At 68.3% G+C, this 22,648-nt stretch carries 22 protein-coding genes, 1 tRNA gene and 1 pseudogene; 13 read left to right on the top strand and 11 right to left on the bottom strand.

Annotated elements, in window-relative coordinates; all coding sequences use genetic code 11:
* The first annotated feature begins 51 nt into the window (after positions 1-51).
* The 5 genes from AB0H54_RS23125 (at position 52) to AB0H54_RS23105 (ending at position 4,403) form a co-directional block, all read left to right on the top strand.
* Positions 52-1,677 carry a response regulator transcription factor gene (locus AB0H54_RS23125; protein ID WP_357347732.1) on the top strand — a complete coding sequence of 542 codons (1,626 nt, stop codon included), beginning with the start codon at positions 52-54 and terminating at the stop codon, positions 1,675-1,677.
* Positions 1,678-1,823: 146 nt separating this feature from the next.
* Entirely contained in the window at positions 1,824-2,396 is a 573-nt protein-coding gene (locus AB0H54_RS23120) for a hypothetical protein (RefSeq protein ID WP_357347730.1), read from the top strand.
* A 215-nt stretch (positions 2,397-2,611) separates the two neighbouring features.
* Positions 2,612-3,418, top strand: coding sequence for a methyltransferase domain-containing protein (locus AB0H54_RS23115; RefSeq protein ID WP_357347728.1), 807 nt, complete (start codon positions 2,612-2,614; stop codon positions 3,416-3,418).
* Positions 3,419-3,571: 153 nt separating this feature from the next.
* On the top strand, positions 3,572-4,132 hold the full coding sequence (locus AB0H54_RS23110; protein WP_355279037.1) for an RNA polymerase sigma factor: 561 nt from the start codon (positions 3,572-3,574) through the stop codon (positions 4,130-4,132).
* Complete coding sequence (locus AB0H54_RS23105) at positions 4,122-4,403, top strand: hypothetical protein (protein WP_357347726.1); 282 nt, start codon at positions 4,122-4,124, stop codon at positions 4,401-4,403. Before AB0H54_RS23110 ends, AB0H54_RS23105 begins: the two co-directional genes overlap by 11 nt.
* Positions 4,404-4,433: 30 nt before the next feature.
* Here the strand turns inward: AB0H54_RS23105 and AB0H54_RS23100 are convergent, their stop codons facing one another.
* From AB0H54_RS23100 to AB0H54_RS23085, 4 genes are all read right to left on the bottom strand, one after another.
* Positions 4,434-4,763 (bottom strand): hypothetical protein, encoded by a 330-nt coding sequence (locus tag AB0H54_RS23100; RefSeq protein WP_357347724.1) that lies wholly within the window; start codon positions 4,761-4,763, stop codon positions 4,434-4,436.
* Between the two features lie 23 nt (positions 4,764-4,786).
* On the bottom strand, positions 4,787-5,419 hold the full coding sequence (locus AB0H54_RS23095) for a histidine phosphatase family protein (protein ID WP_357347722.1): 633 nt from the start codon (positions 5,417-5,419) through the stop codon (positions 4,787-4,789).
* 234 nt (positions 5,420-5,653) lie between these two features.
* Positions 5,654-6,142 carry a hypothetical protein gene (locus AB0H54_RS23090; RefSeq protein WP_357347720.1) on the bottom strand — a complete coding sequence of 163 codons (489 nt, stop codon included), beginning with the start codon at positions 6,140-6,142 and terminating at the stop codon, positions 5,654-5,656.
* A gap of 4 nt (positions 6,143-6,146) precedes the next feature.
* A complete protein-coding gene (locus tag AB0H54_RS23085; RefSeq protein ID WP_357347718.1) occupies positions 6,147-7,022 on the bottom strand; it encodes an alpha/beta hydrolase in 876 nt (291 codons plus the stop codon).
* Positions 7,023-7,212: 190 nt separating this feature from the next.
* On the opposite strand from AB0H54_RS23085, the gene AB0H54_RS23080 reads away from it, so the two are divergent.
* Positions 7,213-7,851, top strand: coding sequence for a TetR family transcriptional regulator (locus AB0H54_RS23080; RefSeq protein WP_357347716.1), 639 nt, complete (start codon positions 7,213-7,215; stop codon positions 7,849-7,851).
* Between the two features lie 72 nt (positions 7,852-7,923).
* Here AB0H54_RS23080 and AB0H54_RS23075 read toward each other — a convergent pair.
* The 5 genes and pseudogenes from AB0H54_RS23075 to AB0H54_RS23055 form a co-directional block, all read right to left on the bottom strand.
* A pseudogene (locus AB0H54_RS23075) lies at positions 7,924-8,061 on the bottom strand (ATP-dependent DNA ligase); the annotation flags it as partial.
* Between the two features lie 14 nt (positions 8,062-8,075).
* Positions 8,076-8,147, bottom strand: a tRNA-Val gene (locus AB0H54_RS23070).
* A 32-nt stretch (positions 8,148-8,179) separates the two neighbouring features.
* Positions 8,180-8,644 (bottom strand): peroxiredoxin, encoded by a 465-nt coding sequence (locus AB0H54_RS23065; RefSeq protein WP_218718893.1) that lies wholly within the window; start codon positions 8,642-8,644, stop codon positions 8,180-8,182.
* A 73-nt stretch (positions 8,645-8,717) separates the two neighbouring features.
* Positions 8,718-9,140, bottom strand: coding sequence for a DUF3052 domain-containing protein (locus AB0H54_RS23060; protein ID WP_189033190.1), 423 nt, complete (start codon positions 9,138-9,140; stop codon positions 8,718-8,720).
* Positions 9,141-9,257: 117 nt separating this feature from the next.
* Positions 9,258-9,815, bottom strand: a complete 558-nt coding sequence (locus AB0H54_RS23055; protein ID WP_357347714.1) for a hypothetical protein — start codon at positions 9,813-9,815, stop codon at positions 9,258-9,260.
* A 334-nt stretch (positions 9,816-10,149) separates the two neighbouring features.
* Here AB0H54_RS23055 and aceE point away from each other — a divergent pair, with 334 nt between their 5' ends.
* From aceE to AB0H54_RS23025, 6 genes are all read left to right on the top strand, one after another.
* Positions 10,150-13,044 (top strand): pyruvate dehydrogenase (acetyl-transferring), homodimeric type, encoded by a 2,895-nt coding sequence (gene aceE, locus AB0H54_RS23050; RefSeq protein WP_355279056.1) that lies wholly within the window; start codon positions 10,150-10,152, stop codon positions 13,042-13,044.
* A gap of 44 nt (positions 13,045-13,088) precedes the next feature.
* Positions 13,089-14,390, top strand: a complete 1,302-nt coding sequence (locus tag AB0H54_RS23045; protein WP_357348472.1) for a helix-turn-helix domain-containing protein — start codon at positions 13,089-13,091, stop codon at positions 14,388-14,390.
* Between the two features lie 127 nt (positions 14,391-14,517).
* Positions 14,518-15,432: an ACP S-malonyltransferase gene (locus AB0H54_RS23040; RefSeq protein WP_355279059.1), complete on the top strand. Its 915-nt coding sequence runs from the start codon at positions 14,518-14,520 to the stop codon at positions 15,430-15,432.
* A gap of 81 nt (positions 15,433-15,513) precedes the next feature.
* Positions 15,514-15,813 (top strand): meromycolate extension acyl carrier protein AcpM, encoded by a 300-nt coding sequence (gene acpM, locus AB0H54_RS23035; RefSeq protein ID WP_019046010.1) that lies wholly within the window; start codon positions 15,514-15,516, stop codon positions 15,811-15,813.
* A gap of 10 nt (positions 15,814-15,823) precedes the next feature.
* Positions 15,824-17,074, top strand: a complete 1,251-nt coding sequence (locus tag AB0H54_RS23030) for a KasA/KasB family beta-ketoacyl-ACP synthase (RefSeq protein WP_218718888.1) — start codon at positions 15,824-15,826, stop codon at positions 17,072-17,074.
* 129 nt (positions 17,075-17,203) lie between these two features.
* Positions 17,204-18,634: a carboxyl transferase domain-containing protein gene (locus tag AB0H54_RS23025; protein WP_218718887.1), complete on the top strand. Its 1,431-nt coding sequence runs from the start codon at positions 17,204-17,206 to the stop codon at positions 18,632-18,634.
* A 76-nt stretch (positions 18,635-18,710) separates the two neighbouring features.
* On the opposite strand, the gene AB0H54_RS23020 is transcribed toward AB0H54_RS23025, so the two are convergent.
* Positions 18,711-19,157: a DUF4279 domain-containing protein gene (locus tag AB0H54_RS23020; protein WP_357347711.1), complete on the bottom strand. Its 447-nt coding sequence runs from the start codon at positions 19,155-19,157 to the stop codon at positions 18,711-18,713.
* 677 nt (positions 19,158-19,834) lie between these two features.
* On the opposite strand from AB0H54_RS23020, the gene AB0H54_RS23015 reads away from it, so the two are divergent.
* Entirely contained in the window at positions 19,835-21,310 is a 1,476-nt protein-coding gene (locus AB0H54_RS23015; protein ID WP_357347709.1) for a hypothetical protein, read from the top strand.
* 275 nt (positions 21,311-21,585) lie between these two features.
* Here AB0H54_RS23015 and AB0H54_RS23010 read toward each other — a convergent pair whose 3' ends face one another.
* Positions 21,586-22,626, bottom strand: a complete 1,041-nt coding sequence (locus AB0H54_RS23010; protein WP_357347707.1) for an MlaD family protein — start codon at positions 22,624-22,626, stop codon at positions 21,586-21,588.
* Positions 22,627-22,648 lie beyond the last annotated feature (22 nt).

The following is a 22,648-nucleotide window of genomic DNA, read 5'->3' as shown; positions in this document are numbered from 1 at the left end:
ACCGACAATCGCTGTGACCTGCGCGTATCCTCCTAGACAGGGTGATGTGCGATGAGCGTGGTCGACAGCTTGCTGCGGGCTCGGGAGGCCTACGAGCGCCGGGAATGGGTGGCCGCCTTCGAGGCGCTGTCCGGGACCGACGCCGACCTGCTCCGGGCCGAGGACTTCGCCCGCCTCGCCACCGCGGCCCATCTCACCGGGCGGACCAACGACAGCATCCAGGCCATGCAGCGCGCGTACCAGCTGCACCTGGACGCGGGCGCGGTCACCGCGGCGGCGCGCTGCGCGTTCTGGCTGGCGATGACCCTGCTGAACAGCGGGGAAGCCGCGGTCGGCAGCGGCTGGGTGGCCCGGGCGCAGCGGCTGCTGGCGGAGGTCCCCGGCGAGGTCGTCGAGCACGGCTACGTGTGGGTGGCCGTGCTGCACCGGCATCTGGCCGCGGGCGAATTCGGTGAGCTGGGGGCCTGCGCGGACCGCGTCACCGACTACGGGCGCCGCTTCGAGGTGCCGGAGCTGATCGCGATGGGCCTGTCGGTGCAGGGCCGGGTGGCCCTCTACGCGGGCCGGGTGCGCGAAGGACTCGCCCTGCTCGACGAGGCGATGGCGGCGGTCGCGGCGGGTGAGGTGTCGACGCTGTTCGCCGGCGAGATCTACTGCTCGCTGGTCGAGGCGTGTCAGGAGATCTCCGATTTCGCGAGAATGGAGCAGTGGACGCTGGCCCTGACCACCTGGTGTGCCGATCAACCGGGACTGGTGCTGTTCACCGGGCAGTGCGCGGTGCATCGCGGACAGCTGATGCGGGTGCACGGCGCCTACGACGCCGCGCTGGAGGAATACGAGTCGGCGCTCGGGCGCTATCTCGCGGCCGGGACCGTCGCGCCCGCCGGTCTCGCGCTGGCGGAGCGCGGTGACGTGCTGCGCCTGCGGGGCGCGTTCCCCGAAGCCGGTGACGCCTACGCCGAGGCCGTCGGATACGGCCATGATCCCCAGCCAGGGCTGGCGCTGCTCTGGGCGGCCCGTGGTCACACCGCCGCCGCCGTGGCCACCGTGCGGCGGCTGGTGGCCGAGACACCCGATCCCGTGCATCGCTCCCGGGTGCTGCCCGCCGCGGTCGACATTCTGCTCACCTCAGGGGAGTTGGCCGAGGCGAGCGCGTTGAGTGTCGAATTGTCAGCGGTGGCGGAGGGATTCGGCTGCACCGCATTGCGAGCGGCGGCCGCGCACGCGGCCGGCTGTGTCGCGGCGGTGAACGGTGACCCGGTCGGCGCGGTCGGCGAGCTGCGCCGCGCGGTCCGGCTGTGGTCGGCGCTCGACGCGCCGTACGAGACCGCCCGCTGCCGCGCCGATCTCGGGCGCGCGCTGCGGGCGCTCGCCGACGAGGACTCGGCCCGGATGGAATTCGCCGCCGCGCAGCGGATCTTCGCGCGGCTCGGCGCCACTCCGGCCGCCGACGAGGTGGCGCGATTGCTCACGCCCGCCCTGCCCGGCGGGCTGACCGCTCGCGAGGTCGAGGTGCTGCGGCTGGTGGCGGCGGGGCGCAGCAATCCGCAGATCGCGGGGGAGCTGGTGGTCAGCGAGAAGACCGTCGCCAGGCATCTGTCGAATATCTTCACCAAGCTCGAGGTCGGCTCGCGGACGGCGGCGGCCGCCTTCGCCTACGAACACAACCTCACCTGAATTCGCGCGGATCCGGTGATGTTTTTCCGGTATCACCGCTGGTGGGGTTTCCTGTGATCGTTAACGATGCGAAAATGTGCGCGGATCGAGATCCGGTCCAGCAGAGGATGTTCCGCCGATCTCGGCGGGCAGACTGGAGGGGCAAGATGTTTTTCTCGTCTCGAACGAGTTCCAGCGCACGACGATTCGGCACCGTCGCCGTTCTCGCGGCAGGGGCTCTCGGCCTCGCGGCCACCACCGCGCACGCCGGACCAGCAGCAGTTCCGACCGTCCAGGGCGTCGAAGGGGGAGTGGCGTTCACGGCGAGTCCGCTCGCCGACGGCTCCGGACTCACCGCCGCCGTCGCCGACGGCACCTTCCGGCTCGCCGGGGGCGTCGTCACCCTCTCCGACCGGTCCGGGCGGGTGGTGGCGGCCGTGCCGACCCGCATCGTCACCGGCGCGGGCGATGTCGAGCTGGCCGCGGGGATCGCCGCCGACGGGCAGTCGGTCACCTTGCGGCCGGTCACCGCGCCCGCCTTCGTCACCGACAACCTGGCGACGTTCGTCGACGAAGCGAGCGACACCCTCGCCCGCAAGCAGCACAACGCGGGCATCGGCGCCCTGGTCGGGGCCGGTATCGGCGCGGTCCTCGGGTTCTTCCTCGGTGGTGTCGGCGCGCTGATCACCATTCCGATCGGTGCGGGCATCGGCGCCCTCATCGGCTACTCGACGCCTTAGTGAATAGATGCGGTGGTCGGGCGATCCGGCCACCGCATCGTCGACAGCGACGGAATCTCTTCCTCGACCTGTGGCGCGCCGAACACGAGCCTGTTCGCGCTGCCGATCCGACGCTCTACGCTGGAGCGGGGGGACTCGGTGGCGGTCGCGCCGGTGACGGCGGATCGGGCGCACGGCGTCCTGCGCGATGTCCGGTCGAGCGTTGAGGGGATCCGGTGACAGAACCAGAGGACAAGCCTGCCGAGGTGTTCGACTACGACGCCGAGCTGCGCCTGCACAATGCCCATTTCCGGGCCGCGGCGCGGGTCCGCGTCCACGACCGGGTGCTCGACATCGGGTGCGGCGCCGGGCAGACCACGCGGGAAGCGGCGCGCGCCGCCACGGAGGGCACCGTCGTCGGCGTCGACGTGTCGGAACGGATGCTCGCGCACGCCCGTCGCCTCAGCGCCGACGAGGGTCTGGCCAATGTGAGTTTCCAGCTGGCGGACGCTCAGACGCATCCGTTCCCGCCGGGATACTTCGACGTGGGCATCAGCAGGTTCGGCTCGATGTTCTTCGCCGACCCCGTGGCCGCGTTCACCAATATCGGTCGCGCGCTGCGCCCCTCGGGGCGGCTGGTGCTGCTGGTGTGGCAGGGGCGCGAGCGCAACGAGTGGACCTCGGTGATCCGCGAGACCCTCACGACCGAGGCGGCGATCGCCGGGGACGGTCCGGGGGCGTTCGCGCTCGCCGATCCGGCCGTCACCGAAGGCATCCTGGCGGCCGCCGGGTTCACCGATATCGCGTTTACCGAGGTCGACGAGCCCGTCTACTACGGCCGGGACAGTGCCGCCGCCTTCGACAATGTGCTGCGGCTGGTGGAGTTCCGCGACATCATCGCCGGTCTGGGGCCCGCGGGCGCCGAGGCGGCGCGGGAGCGGCTGCGGGCACTGCTCGACGCGCATCACACCGGTGACGGCGTGTACTTCGACTCGCGCGCGTGGATCGTCACCGCTCGCCGACCCCCGCGATCGGGTGTCTGAATCCTTTTTCGCGGCCGGTGCCTCTTATCCATGTCCCGACGACAATGTCGGGAACGGAAACGGAGGTTGCTGTGCTCATCGGAATCGGAATTGTCGTCGGGCTGGTGGCGCTGTGCACGTGCATGGTCGTCGTGCGGCGCAAACGAGCCGGGCGTGGCTGAGGCGAGCTGGCCCGATCATCAGCTGATCGTCGCCGCGCAGGGCGGTGATGTCGATTCGATCGCCGCGCTGGTGTCGGGCTCGCACCCCACCATCCAGCGCTTCGCCCGATCCCTGTGCGCCACACCGGAAGACGCGGAGGACGCGGCGCAGGAGGCGCTGATCATCCTGTATCGCAAGATCGGGATGCTGCGGGCCTCCGGGGCTCTCGCGTCGTGGATGTTCCGCATCGTGCGCAACGAGTGCCTGCGGCGCGCGCGGCTCGGCCTGCGGGATCGCCCGCCGGTGCCGCCGATCGCGGCGGCCGCGTCGGCCGAGGACGAGGTCTTGCAACGTCTCGAAGCGGGCAGGGTCGCGGCCGCGGTCGCCGCCCTGCCCGTCGATCAGCGCCGCGTGCTGATCATGCGCGACATCCAGGGCTACAGCGGCCGCATGGTCGCCGACACCCTCGGCCTCAGCACCGCCGCGATGAAGTCACGCCTGCACCGTGCCCGCGCGGCCGTGCGGGACACCCTGCACACCGACCCGGTCCCAGGAGAACACGATGACACCTGACGCCCCCGACTACGCGAGCTCATCCCTCCCCATCCACCTGCTGCGCGGCGCCCTCGGCTTCCTCGCCCTGACCGGCTCCGTCGCCCTCATCCCGCTCACCGGCCTGCTCAGCCTGCTGCTCCTACCTGTCGGCCTGTTCGCCCTGCGCGGCTGCCCGACCTGCTGGGCCATCGGCCTGATGCAAACCCTCTCCCGAGGAAAACTCCAGCGCTCCTGCGAAGGCGGCGTCTGCACCCTGACCGTCGCCGACCGCGACAAGGTTGCCTCGTAGTTCATGGCTGACACAGCGTGCCCCACGAAATCACCGTGGGGCACGCTGCGTCATGGCCCGCCGGGCCGCCGCCCAGATCTTCTCGAATTCGTCCGGGCCGATCACTTCGAGCGAGCTGTCGGCCAGGTCCCAGCTGTCGGCGTTACCCTCCGCGAGCACGCCATATCGCCGTTCGTAGTCCTGAACCGCACTGAAGCCGCCCTGATCGCGAGCACGCAGCACCTCGTCGAGTGCCGCGGCGGTCACCGGTACGCCATCCCGGCCACGGAGGTCGACCTGGCGGACCGGGTGGCCACCGTCATCGAGTTCGATCAGCAGCCAGACACCTTCGTCCGCGTAATAGTCACGAATCCACCGCACCGGGCGAGTATGACCCGCATGGACTACCGGTCGGCGAGGTGGCTGGTGTCGTTGAGGGTGTGGAGTTGGCGGTTGTGGAAGTAGTCGTCTTCGCGGAGTTCGGTGATGCCGCCGGAGGTGGCGTGGAAGTGGGCGTAGCCCGCAGCGTCGAGGGGCATGCGGATCCAGGCGGCGATGACGAAAGTCAGTGCGCCGCCGTGGGTGACGATGATCTGGTGGCGGCAGTCGCTGCGGAGGATGTCGTCGAGGGCGGGGTAGATGCGGTGGGCGAGTGCGGCTTTGGTTTCGGCGCCGGGGATGCCCTCGTCGTGGGTCATCCGGTCGCCGACGGGCGGGGGTGGGCGGAAGCGGTCGTCGAGCCAGCGCTGGGGGCGGCCACCGGCGTCGCCGTAGGACTTTTCGCGTAGCCGGTCGTCCAGTGTCGCAACGACTCCCAGTCGCGCGGCGAGGGCATCGGCGGTCTGGACGGTCCGCCGCAGATCCGAGGAATACAGCTCGACCTCGGCGTCCTCGGGGATTCGCGCGCGGACGGCGGCGGCGATGGCTTCCGCGTCCCGCAACCCGGCGGGGGTGAGCGCGGAGTCGTACCAGCCGCCCACCAGACGGTCGACGTGATGCGTCGCTTCCGGATGCGTGACGACGTAGACAGTGCGCACGGTGCACCCTTCTCGTGGGAGCCGATCGGCACGGATCAGATGACGCTGTGGGTGGGCGTAGAGGGGATCGAACCCCCGACCGCCGGTGCGTAAACCGCGCAGGCTCTCCGCCCGGGTTCCTTTCTACTCCAACGACTGAGGTCACGGCCACTATCCGGCCGAGTCGCATCGTTCGAACCGAGAACGGCCCCGGAATCTCATGGTTCCGGCGCCGTTCGTCGTCCTCATGCCGGTTCAGTTGAGCGGGACCGGGTGGTCGAGCAGGCGGAGGACGGGGTCGATGCAGGCGGGAGCGTCGGCGAGGGCGTGGCTGGTGAATTCGATGATGGCCAGTTCATGACGGACGACGTAGTCGAAAAACTGTGCCTCGGCGGTGTTTTCGTAGTGGCGGGCAAGACGATGAAAGGCAGGCAGGTAGCGGGTGGTCGTTTCGCGGACCGCGCGCAGTTGCAGCCCGTAGGGCATCAGGTGCAAACCGCTGCCACCGATGCGGCCGAGGGTGTCGGCCATGGCATTGGTCGATGGGATAGCCAGATCGGCGCGTTCGAGGAAGGCGCTGACGCCGGCCTGGGTCCGGATCTCCAACTCGTGCAGGGCTTGCCAGCCGGCGCGGCGGCGGGACGAGGCGTGGTCGGCAGCGGCGGCGAAGAAGGACGAGCCGAGATCTTCCGATTCGACGAGTCGGTGCAGATCGGCGGCGATGCGCGTGGGGATCGTGGTCATGAGTTCACCTGGATTCTGTGTCGGTGGAGAGGAATTCGGTGACGAGCAGATTGAATTCGTCGGGCTTTTCGAGCATCGGCAGGTGTCCGGCACCGGAAAGGACTTCCACCTGCTGCACTGCCGGGTTGTCGGCGGCGAAGCCGCGCAGGTCGGCCGCTGGGGCGATCCGGTCGAGCTCGCCGCCGATCAGCAGTGTCGGACGGGTGAGCGTCAGCGCGGCGGTGAAGTCGTAACCGAATCCCTGTCGCAACGTCGACAGGGTGCCAGGACCGCCCACACCGGCGAGGAAGTGGCCGAACGTCTCCGGGGAGATGTCGTCCGGACGCGGAACATACGGTGCCAGCGCCAATTTTCGCGCCCACGGGGTTCGAACGATCAGTTCCTGGATCGAGGACGGCAGCGGTAGCCCCGCGGTCGCCGCTTCGACCAGGAAATTCACCAGCCCGGGGTCGCGGCGCAGGGTGGTGATCGGCGCGTCGAACAGCGCCAGCACCGAGGTGATCGGGCCACCGGCCAACACGATTCGGTCCACCGTGTGGGGAAGTCTGGCCGCGACCTCGCACGCCACCAGAGTGCCCATCGAATGCCCGACCACATCGATCCGCTCGACCCCGCACCGTTCCCGCAGTGCGTCGATCACCGCCACGGCGTTGCCCATGCTCGACACCTGCGGCTTCTCCGAATCGCCGAATCCCGGCAGGTCGACCGCGAGGACGCGGTGCGTGCGCGCCAGTGCCGGGATCGTCGCGGCCCAGTGCCGCCAGCACCCGCCCAGTCCATGGACGAGGACACACACGCGTTCACCGGCACCGGCCTGCACGTAGGCGACTCGGCGCCCGTCGACAACGACGTCGTGCCGCGTCGGTTCCGGTCGGCTCACGGATTCGACGCTGACTGTGGAGTTTCTGCCCACCCTGGCTCCCGCCTCGCACTGTCGGTAGTCCGAAGTTCGTCCCACCGCGCTGAATGTCACTTGCTGCCTGAAAGTGACTTTCAAAGACTAGCGCCGCTCGAGGAAGTTGTGCAAGTCACTGTCAGTCGTCGGCAATGGGCTCGCGTATCGTTTCGGGGTGCCCGATCCCGTCCGTCAACCGCAACCGCCCGGCCTGCTCGAGCGCCGCAAGATGCAGGCGATGCTGGAAATCCAGGACGTCGCCCTGGGATTGTTCGAGTCCGACGGCTACCGCAAGGTGTCGGTGGAGCAGGTCGCCGCAGCGGCCGGGGTCTCGGCGAGCACGATCTACCGCTACTTCGGCACCAAGGAACAACTGGTTGTCTGGGACCACGTCGACACCCAAGCCCTCACCCTGCTGACCGCAGGCACCGACGTCGTCACGACGGCCGAGCTACTGGCCGCGGTCACCGCCGTCGCGCCGATGGTCATTGCGGCCCTTGCGCATTCGAGTGAAGAGCAACGTATCCGGCGCCGAGTCCGGCTGATGACGTCCGAGCCCGAAGTCCGCACCGGTGAGCTGCAACAGATCCACCGCCTGGAGCGCCAGATCCAGCACCTGCTGACCCAGCGGCTCGGGCGCGACGACATCGACCTGACCATCCGCTACGCCGCTGCCCAGGCTGCCTGGGGGTACCTCGCCGCCGTCGACCACTGGGCGGCAACCGAATTCACCGAACCCCTGACCGATGTCCTCCAGCGCACCACCGACCTGATGGTCGAAGCTGTCGGCGCCGTACTGAACACCCCCGGCTGACCAGTACACAGCCAGCCGGTCCGCAGCAGCTGGTCGGCCGGCGACCGATTCGGTGGAACCCGTCGGGGCGACGAGTTCGCCGTCGAGCAGCATGGTGCGGCTGTCGGCGACTTCGGCCAGAGCTGTGATGACTTCGGGGTAGAAGCCGGTGATCTCACGCTGGTTCCGGCTACGCAGGGTGACACTGTCGCCGGTGTAGCGGGCGATCACGCGATCTTCGTGGGTGGGCGCAGAGGGGATCGAACCCCCGACCGCTGGTGTGTAAAACCAGTGCTCTACCGCTGAGCTATACGCCCTGGCACCGCCGGCGGGAACCGGCGGTGACGGTTTATGAATCTAGCGCGGCGAGCGCTTTCTCCCAAGCCGCCTGGTCACGGGCCTCTCCGGGCCCGTTCATCTCGGCGAAAGTGATGTAGCCGGACTTGTCGACGACGAAGGTGCCGCGGTTGGGGTAACCGGACTTCTCGTTGAAGACGTCGTAGGCCTGGGTGACCGCGCCGTGTGGCCAGAAATCGGACAGCAGGGGGAACAGGTAGCCCTGTTCGGCGGCCCAGATCTTGTGGGTGGGCGGGGGACCGACGGAGATCGCGAGGATCTCGGCGTCGTCGTTCTGGAACTTGGGCAGTTCGTCACGCACCTTGCACAGTTCACCCTGGCAGATGCCGGTGAAGGCGAGCGGATAGAACACCAGCAGGACGTTCTTCTTGCCGCGGTAATCCGACAGCGAGACCGGCTGGTTGTTCTGGTCCTTGAGCGTGAAGTCCGGCGCGAGAGTGCCAACCTCTAGCGGCATACAGCGAATCCTCCGTCGTGTCGGGTCTCAGCCGAGCGTTCTCGTCCGGCTGAGACCTTAGCGAACGGCGGATTCAGCGCTGTTTGGACGGTGCCTTCGGCTGGACCAGGCGTGAGCCCGTCCAGCTGCCGAGGCTGATGGTCGAGGTCTGGGTCAGGCCGGCCGTGGGCGCGGCTTCGGCGATCTCGCTCGGATCGACATGGCCCGATTGACCGGTCTTGGGGGTGAGGACCCAGATGAAGCCTTCGTCGGCCAGCGGGCCGATGGCGTCCATCAGCTCGTCGGCCAGATCGCCATCACCTTCTCGCCACCACAACAGGACGGCGTCCACGACCTCGTCGGAGTCCTCGTCGACCATCTCGCCGCCGCTGACCTCCTCGATCTCGGCGCGCAAATCGTCGTCGGTGTCCTCGTCCCAGCCCAATTCCTGAACGACCAAGCCGTGAGAAATGCCAAGCTTCTGAGCGTAGTTCTGCGCGTCCGCCGCGGCGACCACGGTGGTGTCCTCCCTAAACTGCCGACAGTAGATACGTGCAAGCGAACATGGTTATCGGCCGCAGCGCAAGCCGATCGGATGAATTGGGACCGTATGCCGCGTGTCGGCGGGGCGAATTCAGCGGCTCGGGCAGGCGTCGTGGACCGCGGTGCGGGCCTGGTTGATCTTGCGGCTGGCGTCGTTGAGCCGGGTCACCTGGGAGCTGTAGGTCATCTTCCTGGTCTCGGCGGACAGCTCGCGCGCGGCCACGACATAGGCGGTGAACTTCTCGGCGAGATCGGCGGGCAGCGCCCCCGCCGCCGCGGTGACGCCGGTCTCGACCTTGGTCGCGGCGTTGTCGAGGGTGGTAGCCGCGGCCTCGCGCTTGTCGGCGTAGTCGGGGGCGTTGTGGTCGTGCGCGGTGACGAACTCGTTGAAGGCGGTGACGCCGGCGCCGGTGGTGGTGGGGAACTGGGTGCAATTGTCGCTGATCGCCTTGGTCTGCGCGGCGGCGGCCTTCGACGCGGCGGCGGCCGAGGCGGACGCGGCGGCGGAGGTCTGGTAGGCGGCGACCTCGGCGGGGTCGGTGGTCGCGGTGCCGGGCACCTGCTCGGCGCAGCCGGCCACGACCATGCCCGCGGTCACGGCGACAGCGGCACAGACCAGCCCGAGCCGGCGCACGTCCAGCAGCCTCATCGTTCCCCGATCCCTCTCGCTCGGTTGCTTCCCCTGCAGAACTTAGTCGAATCCGCCGACGCGTGGATCGGCGCTGCTCCGGGACTTCCGTTCGGTCCGGAATCCATAGGGAAGTGATATGAATGAGGCAGCAGGGGCCGCTGGGGGAGCGGTAGGCCGTGGTCCAGCGAAATACCGGGCAGTACCTGCTCGGGAGGGATGCCCCGGGCAGCCTTTTCGGTAAGGATGAAAGGTGCGCCCGAAACTTTCGTGACGGGTGGCCCGCACACCAAGCGGGCAGGCCCGGGGATAGCGACGCCAACAAGCAGTTCAGCCCCCAGTACGAGGAGCAGATTTGACCGACCTGATCCACTCTGTATCAGCGAATTCCGCGAACGACCCCGCCGCGGCGGCACCCGCCGCAGGCGCCGAGTCCGCCACCAGACCTACCGGTGAGCGGGTTCGGGTGATCCGCGAGGGAGTGGCGTCGTATCTTCCGGATATCGACCCCGAGGAGACCAGCGAATGGCTGGAATCCTTCGACGACATGCTCGACCGCGAAGGTCCGGGCCGCGCCCGGTACCTGATGCTGCGACTGCTCGAGCGCGCAGGTGAGCGCCGCGTCTCGATCCCCGCGCTCACCTCCACCGACTACGTCAACACCATCCCCACCGAGAACGAGCCCTGGTTCCCCGGTGACGAGGAGGTCGAGCGCCGCTACCGCGCCTGGATCCGGTGGAACGCCGCGATCATGGTGCACCGCGCGCAGCGCCCCGGCATCGGCGTCGGCGGCCACATCTCGACCTACGCGTCCTCGGCGGCGCTCTACGAGGTGGGCTTCAACCACTTCTTCCGCGGCAAGGACCATCCCGGCGGCGGCGACCACATCTACATCCAGGGCCACGCCTCGCCCGGCATCTACGCGCGCGCCTTCATGGAGGGCCGCCTGAGCACCGACCGGCTCGACGGCTTCCGGCAGGAATACAGCCACGGCGGACCGGGCCACGGCCTGCCGTCCTACCCGCACCCGCGGTTGATGCCGGACTTCTGGGAGTTCCCGACGGTGTCGATGGGCCTTGGCCCGATGAACGCCATCTACCAGGCGCGGTTCAACCACTACCTGCACGACCGCGGCATCAAGGACACCTCCGACCAGCACGTCTGGGCGTTCCTCGGCGACGGCGAGATGGACGAACCGGAGTCGCGCGGCTTGATCCAGGTGGCCGCCAACGAGGCGCTCGACAACCTGACCTTCGTGATCAACTGCAACCTGCAGCGGCTCGACGGTCCGGTGCGCGGCAACGGCAAGATCATCCAGGAGCTGGAGTCGTTCTTCCGCGGCGCGGGCTGGAACGTCATCAAGGTGGTCTGGGGCCGCGAGTGGGACGCGCTGCTCGGCGCCGACCGCGACGGCGCGCTGGTGAACCTGATGAACACCACCCCCGACGGTGACTTCCAGACCTACAAGGCCAACGACGGCGCGTACGTGCGCGACCACTTCTTCGGCCGCGACCCGCGCACCAAGGCGCTGGTCCAGAACATGTCCGACAGCGACATCTGGAACCTCAAGCGCGGCGGCCACGACTACCGCAAGGTCTACGCGGCCTACGCGGCGGCGATGGCGCACAAGGGCCAGCCGACGGTGATCCTGGCCAAGACGATCAAGGGCTACACCCTCGGCAAGCACTTCGAGGGCCGCAACGCCACCCACCAGATGAAGAAGCTGGCGCTGCAGGACCTCAAGGACTTCCGCGATCTGCAGCGCATCCCGATCACGGACGCCGAGCTGGAGAAGGATCCGTACCTGCCGCCGTACTACCACCCCGGCATGGACAACCCGGCCATCCAGTACATGCTGAGCAGGCGTCAGTCGCTCGGTGGGTTCGTGCCGGAGCGGCGCACGGCGCCCAAGCCGCTGACCCTGCCCGGCGACGAGGCCTACCGCTCGGTCCGCAAGGGCTCGGGCAAGCAGAAGGTCGCGACCACCATGGCGCTGGTGCGCCTGGTCAAGGAGCTGCTGCGGGACAAGGAGATCGGCAAGCGGATCGTGCCGATCATCCCGGACGAGGCCCGTACCTTCGGTATGGACTCGTGGTTCCCGACGCTGAAGATCTACAACCGCAACGGCCAGCTCTACACCTCGGTCGACGCGGAGCTGATGCTCGCCTACAAGGAGAGCACCGTCGGCCAGATCATGCACGAGGGCATCAACGAGGCCGGTTCCACCGCGACCTTCACCGCGGCGGGCACCTCCTACGCCACCCACGGCGAGCCGATGATCCCGCTCTACATCTTCTATTCGATGTTCGGTTTCCAGCGCACCGGCGACAGCTTCTGGGCCGCCGCCGATCAGCTGGCGCGCGGTTTCGTCCTCGGTGCCACCGCGGGCCGCACCACGCTGACCGGCGAGGGCCTGCAGCACAACGACGGACAGTCGCTGCTGCTGGCGTCGACCAACCCGGCCGTGGTGACCTACGACCCGGCGTTCTCCTTCGAGATCGCGCACATCATGCGCGACGGCCTGCGCCGGATGTACGGCGGCGCGACCCCGGAGACCAGCCCGCTACCCGGCACGAATCCGCCGGAGACCGGCGCCTTCGCCGGGGAGAACATCTTCTACTACATCACCCTGTACAACGAGCCCTACCAGCAGCCCGCCGAGCCGGACGACCTCGACGTGGCCGGTCTGCTCAAGGGTCTCTACCTGTACCAGCGCGGTGGTGAGGGCAGCATCCGCGCCCAGATCCTGGTCTCGGGCGTGACCGTCCCCGACGGTCTGCGCGCCCAGGAGATCCTGGCGCAGGAGTGGGGCGTGGCCGCCGACGTGTGGTCGGTGACCTCGTTCGGCGAACTGCGCAGGGAGGCGCTGGACAAGGAGATCCAGGCGCTCAAGCACCCCGACACCGATCCGGGCGTGCCCTACGTCACCCAGGCGCTCGCGCAGACGCAGGGCCCGGTCGTGGCCGCCACGGACTGGATGCGCGCGGTCTCCGATCAGATCCGGCAGTGGGTGCCGGGCGACTACATCACCCTGGGCACCGACGGGTTCGGTTTCTCCGACACCCGCCCGGCCGCCCGCCGGGTGTTCAACGTCGACGCGCAGTCGATCGTGGTCGCGGTGCTCGAGGGCCTGGTCAAGGACGGCACGCTCGACAAGGCGAAGGCGGTGGAAGCGGCGGCGAAATACCGTATCGACGACGTCTCCGCCGCGCCCAAGCCCAGTGCGGACGCGGGCGAGGAACTCGCGTAGCGGACTATTGGACTGTGGAGCGCAAACCGCCGCGGCCCCGTCGGATCACCGAGGGCACCAGCGAACACGAGGTCTATCTGCCGACCGGGGCACTGTCCCCGAATCGGCAGACCCGTGATCCGCTGCCCGACACGCTGCTCAAGCGGGTCAAGCAGTTCTCGGGCCGGCTGTCCACCGAGGCGGTGGGGTCGATGCAGGATCGGCTGCCGTTCTTCGCCGATCTGGACGCCGCGCAGCGTGCGGGCGTCCAGATGCTGGTGCAGACGGCGGTCGTGAACTTCCTGGAGTGGTTGCAGGATCCCGATTCCGACATCCGCTTCAGCCTGGACGCGTTCCAGGTGATTCCGCAGGATCTGGCGCGGCGGCTGACGCTGCGCCAGACCGTGGACATGGTGCGGGTGGCCATGGACTTCTTCGAGCAGTGGCTGCCCGCCCTGGCGCGCAACGACCGGCAGCTGGTCGCGCTCACCGAGGCGGTGCTGCGATACGGGCGTGAGCTCGGCTTCGCGGCCGCCTCGGTGTACGCCAGCGCCGCGGAGTCGCGTGGCGCGTGGGACACCCGCCTGGAGGCGCTGGTGGTCGACGCGGTGGTCCGCGGCGACACCGGTCCCGACATGCTCTCCCGCGCGGCCACGCTGAACTGGGACGCCACCGCGCCCGCCACCGTGCTCGTCGGCACCCCACCGGCGGATCAGGGTGTCTCGACGGTCGGCGCGGTGCACACCATCGCGACCAGGCACGGCAGGGCCGCGCTGGCGGTCGTGCAGGGCGCGCGGCTCGTGATGGTGGTCAGCGGGCATCTCGGCGACGCCGGGATCGCCTCGCCGTTCCTGGCCGATCTGCTGGCCGACGTCTTCTCCGACGGCCCGGTGGTGATCGGCCCGACCATGCGCACCCTGGGCGCCGCGCACGCCAGCGCGATCGAGGCGCTGGCCGGGATGGAGGCCGTGGTGGGCTGGCGTGGCGCGCCAAGGCCCGTTCACGCCTCGGAATTGCTGCCCGAACGCGCCCTGCTGGGCGATAGAGCTGCGATAGAGGCGCTGAACGAGTATCTTGTGCTCCCGTTGGCTGCTGCCGGATCTTCGTTGTCCGACACACTCGACGCCTATCTGGATTGTGGTGGAGCAGTAGAAACGTGCGCGCGTCAGCTGTACGTCCATCCAAATACCGTTCGGTACCGTCTCAAACGAATCGGCGAGATCACCGGGCGTGATCCCATGAATCCCCGAGACGCTTATGTGCTCCGAATCGCGGCGACAGTGGGCCGTTTGACACGAACGCATAACGAATCATCACCCCCCGTCACAGAAACCCCGCCTACCCCAGTGGGCTACGAGCCCCTGTAACGAGATCGGCGAATCGGTCGATCGGGACACCCCACCTCGGATTTTGTGGGACCCCTACAAAACCCGTTCGAAAGCTTCATTCGCGCCGACATCTCATGCGGCGGGGGTCACAGTGTTTTCTTAGGGAGTGATCGCGTTGTTCACCCCTGGACAGGGGTCCCAGACACCCGGCATGCTCGCGCCCTGGCTCGCCCTCCCCGGTGCGACCGACCGCCTCGAGCTGTGGTCGAAGGCCGCAGGCCTCGACCTGGTCCGTCTCGGTACCACCGCGACGGCCGAGGAGATCGTCGACACGGCGGTGACCCAGCCGCTCGTCGTCGCGTCCGCACTGCTCGCGTTCGCCGAAATCGCCCCCGAGGCGATCCCGGCGGATACCATCGTCGCCGGACACTCGGTCGGCGAATTCGCCGCGGCCGCTGTCGCCGGCGTCATCACCGCCGACGAGGCGGTCACCCTGGCCGCCATCCGCGGCCGGGAGATGGCCAAGGCGTGTGCGCTGGAGCCGACCGGTATGTCCGCTGTGCTCGGTGGTGACGAAGCCACCGTGCTCGCACGGCTCGCCGAGCTCGACCTCGTCCCGGCCAACCGCAACGCGGTCGGCCAGATCGTGGCGGCGGGTCGCTTGGAAGCTCTGGCGGAGCTCGCCGCGAACCCGCCGGAGAAGGCACGGGTCCGCGCATTGCCCGTCGCCGGTGCGTTCCACACCGTTTTCATGGCCCCGGCCCAGGCTGCTGTCGCCGATGCCATCGCGCAGATCTCGCCGAGCGACCCGATCCGGACGCTGCTGTCGAACTTCGACGGCAAGCCGGTCACCTCGGGCGCCGACGCGATCGATAAGCTCGCCGCCCAGGTCACTCGCCCCGTGCGCTGGGACCTGTGCACCGAGACCGTCCGCGAGGCGGGCGTCTCCGCTGTGGCCGAGCTGCCGCCGGCGGGCACCCTCGTCGGTATCGCCAAGCGGGAGCTCAAGGGCACGCCCAACCTGGCCCTGAAGACTCCGGAAGACCTCCCCGCGTTGGTCGAACTGACCATCTCCGGCTAGCTTTCCCCCCGGCGGTCGCGCACGACGAGGTGCCGGCCGTACAAGACCCCTACAAATGAGAACAAGAAGGGAGCCACCAAAGTGGCCGCTCTGACCCAGGAACAGATCGTCGAAGAACTCGGCAAGATCATCGAAGAGGTTACGGGTATCGAACCCTCCGAGGTGACCATCGAGAAGTCCTTCGTCGACGACCTGGACATCGACTCGCTGTCCATGGTCGAGATCGCTGTGCAGACCGAGGACAAGTACGGCGTCAAGATCCCCGACGAGGATCTGGCCAGCCTGAAGACCGTGGGTGACGCTGTCTCCTACATCCAGAAGCTCGAGGCGGAGAACTCCGACGCCGCCGCGGAGCTCAAGGCCAAGTTCGACGCCGAGTAGGGCTGAACCAGTGACCACTCCTTCCACCTTGAACGGGAATTTCCCCAACGTCGTCGTCACCAGCATGGCGGCGACCACGTCGATCGCGGGTGATGTCGATGCGACGTGGAAGGGACTCCTCAACGGTGAGAGCGGAATCGACGTTCTCGAGGATTCCTTCATCGAGGAATACGACCTGCCGGTGCGTATCGGCGGTCACCTGAAAGTCAGCCCCGACACCCTCCTGAGCCGGGTCGAGATCCGCCGTATGGCGTATGTCGAGCGCCTGGCGACCGTCCTCGGTCGCGAGGTGTGGAAGAACGCGGGCAGCCCGGAGGTCGACCCCGACCGCCTGGGCGTCGCGATCGGCACCGGTCTCGGTGGTGGCGACGCGCTGATCGACTCGGTCGACAAGCTGAAGAACGGCGGCTACCGCAAGATCTCGCCGCTGGCTGTTCAGATGGTCATGCCGAACGGTCCGTCGGCCGTCGTCGGTCTCGAGCTGAAGGCCAGGGCGGGAGTGGTCACTCCGGTCTCGGCGTGCTCGTCGGGTTCGGAGGCCATCGCCAACGCGTGGCGGATGATCGTGATGGGTGACGCCGACATCGTCGTCACCGGTGGCGTCGAGGGCTTCATCGACTCGGTGCCGATCGCGGCGTTCTCCATGATGCGGGCGATGAGTACTCGCAACGACGATCCGAAGGGCGCCTCGCGTCCGTTCGACAAGGATCGTGACGGCTTCGTCTTCGGCGAAGCGGGCGCGCTCATGGTCATCGAGACCGAGGAGCACGCCAAGGCTCGCGGTGCCACCATCCACGCTCGACTGCTGGGTGCCGGCATCACGTCCGACGGCTTCCACCTGGTCGCTCCTGATCCCGCGGGCACCGGTGCGGCCAGGGCGATGACCCGCGCGATCCAGACCGCCGGTCTGACCAAGCAGGACATCACCCACATCAACGCCCACGCGACCGCGACCCCCATCGGCGACACCGCCGAGGCCAACGCGATCAACCTGGCCGTGGGTAACCACGCTTCGGTCTACGCGCCGAAGTCGGCACTGGGCCACTCGATCGGCGCCGTCGGTGCCCTCGAGTCCGTGCTCACCGTGCTCGCCATCAGGGACGGCGTCGTTCCGCCGACGCTGAACCTGGACAACCAGGATCCGGAGATCGACCTCGACGTGGTGCACGGGCAGGCCCGGCACCAGGAAATCGAGTACGCGATCAACAACTCCTTCGGTTTCGGTGGGCACAACGTCGCGCTCGCCTTCGGTCGGGCTTAGCCGCACCGATCGACTGCATTCACGATCCCCGGTGGGGTCGCGCCAACTGAATGGTTCGACCCCACCGGCGGTTCGCCATACGCAGCCGCCGTAGCGGCAACTCTTCTTCGAAGGCAGGAGACGAACGCGATGACCATCATTGCTCCCGCGTTTCACGACACGACGACCGATCCGCGCGACCCGCTCGGCCGACTGCAGCGGTTCTTCGATCCCGGCACGGTGCTGCCCCTGCACCCGCGGGACAAGTCCGGTGTGCTGGCCGCGATCGGCGAGGTCGACGGTGTGCGCACCGTGGCCTACTGCTCGGACGCCACCGTCATGGGCGGGGCGATGGGCGTCGAGGGATGCAAGCACATCGTCGACGCGATCGACACCGCCATCGATTCCGGCCTCCCGGTCGTCGGCCTGTGGCACTCCGGTGGCGCCCGCCTGGCCGAGGGTGTCGAGGCTCTGCACGCGGTAGGCCTGGTCTTCGAGGCCATGGTCCGCGCGTCCGGCCTGGTTCCCCAGATTTCCGTGGTCCTCGGCTTCGCCGCCGGTGGCGCCGCGTACGGTCCCGCGCTCACCGACATCGTCATCATGGCGCCCGAGGGCCGCGTCTTCGTCACCGGTCCCGACGTGGTGCGTTCGGTGACCGGCGAGAACGTCGACATGGAGACCCTCGGTGGTCCCACCACACACTTCAAGAAGTCGGGCGTGTGCCACATCGCCGCCGACGACGAGGCCGATGCCATGCATCGCGCTCGCCGGCTGGTCTCGATGTTCGCCGAGCAGGGCGAATTCGACCAGGCCGTCGCCGAGCACGGTGACGTCGACCTGAAGGCGATGCTGCCCGCCTCGGCCAAGCGCGCCTACGACGTGAAGCCGATCATCCACGAGCTGCTCGACAACGTCGACGGCGAATCCTCGTTCGAGGAACTGCAGGGTGGCTACGCCCGCAGCATGGTCGTCGGCCTGGGTCGCCTCGGTGGCCGCACCGTCGGCGTGCTCGCCAACAACCCGCTGCGCCTGGGCGGCTGCCTGAACTCCGAGAGCGCCGAGAAGGCGTCGCGGTTCGTGCGCCTGTGCGACGCGTTCGGCATCCCGCTGATCGTGGTCACCGACGTGCCCGGCTACCTGCCCGGTGTCGGTCAGGAGCTCGAGGGTGTCGTCCGCCGCGGCGCGAAGCTGCTGCACGCCTTCGCCGAGGCCCGTGTCCCGCGCGTCACCCTGGTGACCCGCAAGATCTACGGCGGCGCCTACATCGCGATGAACGCCCGCTCCCTCGGCGCCACCGCCGTCTACGCCTGGCCCGGTTCCGAAGTCGCCGTCATGGGCGCCAAGGCCGCGGTCGGCATCCTGCACAAGAAGGCACTCGCGGCCGCCCCCGAGGACGAGCGCGAAGCCCTCCACGAGCGCCTGACCGCCGAGCACGAGCAGATCGCGGGCGGCGTCGAACGCGCCGTCGCCATCGGCGTCGTCGATGAGGTCATCGACCCCGCCAAGACCCGCAGCATCATCGCCGCGGCCCTGGCCTCGGCCCCGGCCCGCAAGAGCCACCACAAGAACATCCCGCTCTGACCCCAGCGCGAGACCCATACCCCGGCCGCCGCCGTTTCCCGAAAAGGGAAGCGGCGGCGGCCGTTTCGCGTGCGCCTCAGTTGTATTCGTCGACATCGAGCTCCGCTCGCGTCGCCACCAGGAACTCGAGGACGGCGGTCGTGAGGTGCCATCCCAGGGGACGCGGCCACTTGTGGACATCGGCAAACGCTGTGCCGCCGGGCGCGCCGTGAACGCCGTCGGGGTCGTCGTAGTGGCGCACGACCTGCATGCGCGCCTCGACGTCGGGACGGTCGAGTAGCGAGAGCAGTTGGGGGCGGTGCGGTGTCAGCCGGTCGATGAGATGCTCGATCTGCTCGTCGATGCTCTCGGTGCTGTGCCGGGTGATTTGCCAGCTGTGGGATCGGGGAATGCGATTTTCCGCGGACTTGCTTCTGAATACTCGTGTCTCGTCGGGCTCCACGCCCAGGTGGGCGGTCAGGTCGACCGCGGTCATCGTCTCGCTGTACAGCGCGAAATAGGAATATTGGCGGATCTTGATCACCGCGAGATCCCACCACGCGGTCGGGCCGTTGCCGAGCGATTATTCGTGGGTGCGGGTTTCGACAGGCTGGAAACTCGGGTGCGGTGTGGCGGACCGATCCGTAGCCTGACCTCGACACGGAGGGATGGGGGATCGGTGGTTCGGCGGAGTCCGCAGGAGAAGAAGGCGCTCAGTTACGCGAAGGATCGTCGGAACTGGTACGGCGAGAACGACAAGAGTTCGCGGAAGAACATTCCGCGCGCCAAGCGCAGACGGAATCGGGTCGACCGGCGCCGCGAAGGCGTTGTCGCCAGGGCGACCGGGCCGGTGGATCTGGTTGCGGCCGAACAGTGTGAGGCCGAACTGTGGTCGATCCGGCCGGGGAAAGGTTGCTGGCGGAAATGGCCGGACGCGCCTCTGCGCGTTGTGGTGGCGGCCAGGCTGCGACGGCGGGCGCGGGTGAACGCGGTGGCGAACGAGGCAGATGGGTGAGCACTGGTGTTCGCGGGTGGGGTCGGTTACGGTGTGGCCGTGAATAATTCTCGTGGAAAGGGCGCCGTGCGCCCCTGCCGGTGAAGCCCGGCGCGTGGCTGGTCCCCGATGACGACCAGACCACGTATCTCGCTCATGCGCTCGCACTCGCCGCCGTGCACGGTCCGGGACCGTGGCCGCGGGAGGGACATCCGTATCCGGATGAAGTGCCCGATGAGCGGCAGATTCTGAGTTCTACTGTTCTCGACGGTATCCAGACGCATCACTTCGCGAACGAGACCGCGCCCGCGGCCGAGATCGTGGCGGCGGTGCGGGTGCTCGTCGAGGAGCCCGATGACGCCGCGATGGTGGCGCTGCACGATGCGCTCGCCGAACAGCGCGCGCTCGCCGTGGCCGACGACCTGTGCCGGGAATTGCGTTCCGCCGCACTGCCCGCCGAGCGGGTGCGGTCGGTGGCCCGGCAATTGACCGATCTGGGGACGCGCCGCAACGCGGTGGCGCTTGGCATCGTGATGCTCGGGGTGGTCGGCGACAGCCGGGACCGGGAGGTCCTGCTGACCCTGGGCGCACTGGGTGATCTGACCCTGTATGCGGCAGTGGCGCTATCCAATTCGCAGCCGGATCGCGATCGCGCGGTGTTCGAGCTGGCCCGCCGGGTCGACGGCTGGGGACGGATCCACGCCGTGGAGCGCCTGGCCCGCACCGGTGACACGGAGATCAAGGGGTGGCTGCTGCGGGACGGCTTCCGCAACGAGGTGATGAACGAATACCTCGCGCATCTCGCCGCGACCACCGGTGATCTGCGGGCCGCGCTCGCCGAATCCGTCGTCGACGACGCACTTCTCGACGGCGCGGCCGAGATTATCGACGCGCTCTCGGGCATCGGTGGCCCGGCCTCGGACATGCGACAGTACCCGGACGCGCTGCCGGTCCTGGCACGGTTCGCCGAGCTGCTGGCCGCCGCGGAACCCACACTGAGCCGCATCTCGGCCGCCCAGGCGATCCGAAACCTGCTGCGGGAACCGCCCGCCGAAGTGGACTGGCCACCGGCTGAGACGACCCGGTTGGCCGAGGTCTGCGCGGCATTGCTGGATCGTCCCGACTGGGCCGAGTACGTGACCTCGCGGCTTGCCGACCCGCACGGTCCCTTCGGGTTCAACACGGCGCTGCGGTTGTCGAAAGCCGTTGGAATCGATGCGTACGCACAGGCCGTGGCGCACCTCGGCGACGATTCCCGCAACGGGTACGTGTGGGCGTGGGTCGCGCAGCGAACGCCGGACGACGACGTGGCCCGCATCGCCGAACTCGCCCGAGCGCTGCTCCCGCTCGACGAGATCGCGTGCGGTCCAGGGGCCGCGGTGATCCGATGGGGCGAAGAAGGCATCAGCGACAGCATTCTCGAATCCGTGCTGTCGATGCTGGGTCGCGCCACGCCGGGCACCGGGGAACCGTTGGTGCTGGCCGCGTTACGTGGCTATCCCGTGCGGCTGCGTCGTGCGGCGATCGACGTCCTGACCTCCTGGTACGGCCACGATCTGCCGACCGAGATCGCCGGTCTGGTGGCGGCGGCCGCCGACGTCGAACCCCACGACGATCTCCGTGCGCAACTCCTCGGGTACCTTCGCACGTCGAGGAATCGTCGCCCTGCTGCGCGCGGGACGGGTACCCCGCGCACCCGATGAGCGCACAGGGTGACGGCCGGTCAACCCTCGGCGCGGAAACCATCGGGGGCGTGCAGGATTCGAGCTGATCCGGCACGCTGTGCGCGATCGAGCGCAGGATGGTCGATCCTGACGCACACCTGAGCACCCAGCTCGCGAAAACCCAGTGCCCGGGCGACAGCTCGGGACTGGGGGACTCGCGCGCGCCATTGCGGGAACAGACCGGCCGCCAGGGCGTGCGCCACCGCGGCCGACGCGGTAGCCCGCGGCACAGCGGGAAGACGGCCTCGGAGTGATCATTTCGTCAGCCCGAGCAGTGCGGCGGTGAGCCCGTAGTCCGGGCCGAAGTCCTGCATGTTCCCGGAACGGCAGCCATCGGACTTCATCTGGACCCGCTCACAGAACACGCTGACGATCTCGCCGGAAAGCGCGGTGCCGACCAGAGCGTGTATTCGCACGAATCGCCGATCGTGGTCGATCGCGCCGTCGATGTTCTGCATCAGCAGCGGCACGATGTCGACGATCTCGACCATCGCACCCGAGTTGGCGCGCAGCTGGTTGGTGACGTTGGTCAGACCGGTCAGCGAGGTCTCCAGCTCGTCGGCGTGCTCACCGAACATCGTGGAGGTGTTGGCCAGGAACGCGTTCAGCTGATCCAGGGTGGCTTGCAGGCCGGGGGCCTGTTCGGCCAGCAGGCCCGACATGGCGGTGACCCGGTTGCTGAAGTCGCGCACCGACTGGTCGTTGTCGGCCAGCATCGTCGTCAGCTCGTTGAGCTCGAGGATGATGTTGGAGATGGCGTCCTTGTTGTCGACACCGATCTTCAGTGCGCTCGACAGGGCGTCGAGGGTTTCGCGGATCTTCTGGCCGTTGCCGTTGAGGACCGGGTAGAGCACCCGGCCCGAGAGCGGGCCGAGTCCTTCCTGGCCCTCTTCCGGCTCGAGCGAGGCGGAGAACTGGTCGATGGTCTTGATCATCGTGTCCAGCTCGACCGGGGTCCTGGTGCGTGCCTTGGGCAGGTGCTCACCGGACTTCATCGACTCACCACCGGTGAAGGGCGGGGTGATCTCGATGTGCCGGTCGGTCACGATCGACGGCGAGATGATCGCCGCGATCGCTTCCTTGGGGATCTTCACGCCGCCGTCGATGGTCATGTGGACCTCGACGTAGGTGCCCTTGGGGATGATCTTGTCGACCTTGCCGACCGCCAAGCCCAGGACCATGACGTCGTTGCCCTCGTACATGCCTGCGATGTTCTCGAAGTCGGCCGTGATCTCGGTCGGCGCGTCCGGCAGCGGTGAACAACTGCCCAGCGCCAGCACGGTGGCGCCCACCATGATCGAGCGCGCTGCTGTTCGG

Source organism: Nocardia sp. NPDC050718 (assembly GCF_040654235.1).
Taxonomy (GTDB): Bacteria; Actinomycetota; Actinomycetes; order Mycobacteriales; family Mycobacteriaceae; genus Nocardia.
The sequence above is the reverse complement of the archived record's forward strand: the minus strand, read 5'-3'. Positions and strand labels throughout refer to the sequence as shown.

What these genes read in the sequence shown, in the direction of transcription:
- AB0H54_RS23105 (WP_357347726.1), top strand. Translation starts at nt 4,122, where the DNA reads ATGACACCTGACGCCCCCGACTACGCGAGCTCATCCCTCCCCATCCAC.
- AB0H54_RS23010 (WP_357347707.1), bottom strand. Translation starts at nt 22,626, where the DNA reads ATGGTGGGCGCCACCGTGCTGGCGCTGGGCAGTTGTTCACCGCTGCCG.
- AB0H54_RS23055 (WP_357347714.1), bottom strand. Translation starts at nt 9,815, where the DNA reads ATGAGGCTGCTGGACGTGCGCCGGCTCGGGCTGGTCTGTGCCGCTGTC.
- AB0H54_RS23025 (WP_218718887.1), top strand. Translation starts at nt 17,204, where the DNA reads ATGACCATCATTGCTCCCGCGTTTCACGACACGACGACCGATCCGCGC.
- AB0H54_RS23065 (WP_218718893.1), bottom strand. Translation starts at nt 8,644, where the DNA reads ATGCCGCTAGAGGTTGGCACTCTCGCGCCGGACTTCACGCTCAAGGAC.
- AB0H54_RS23090 (WP_357347720.1), bottom strand. Translation starts at nt 6,142, where the DNA reads ATGACCACGATCCCCACGCGCATCGCCGCCGATCTGCACCGACTCGTC.
- AB0H54_RS23125 (WP_357347732.1), top strand. Translation starts at nt 52, where the DNA reads ATGAGCGTGGTCGACAGCTTGCTGCGGGCTCGGGAGGCCTACGAGCGC.
- AB0H54_RS23120 (WP_357347730.1), top strand. Translation starts at nt 1,824, where the DNA reads ATGTTTTTCTCGTCTCGAACGAGTTCCAGCGCACGACGATTCGGCACC.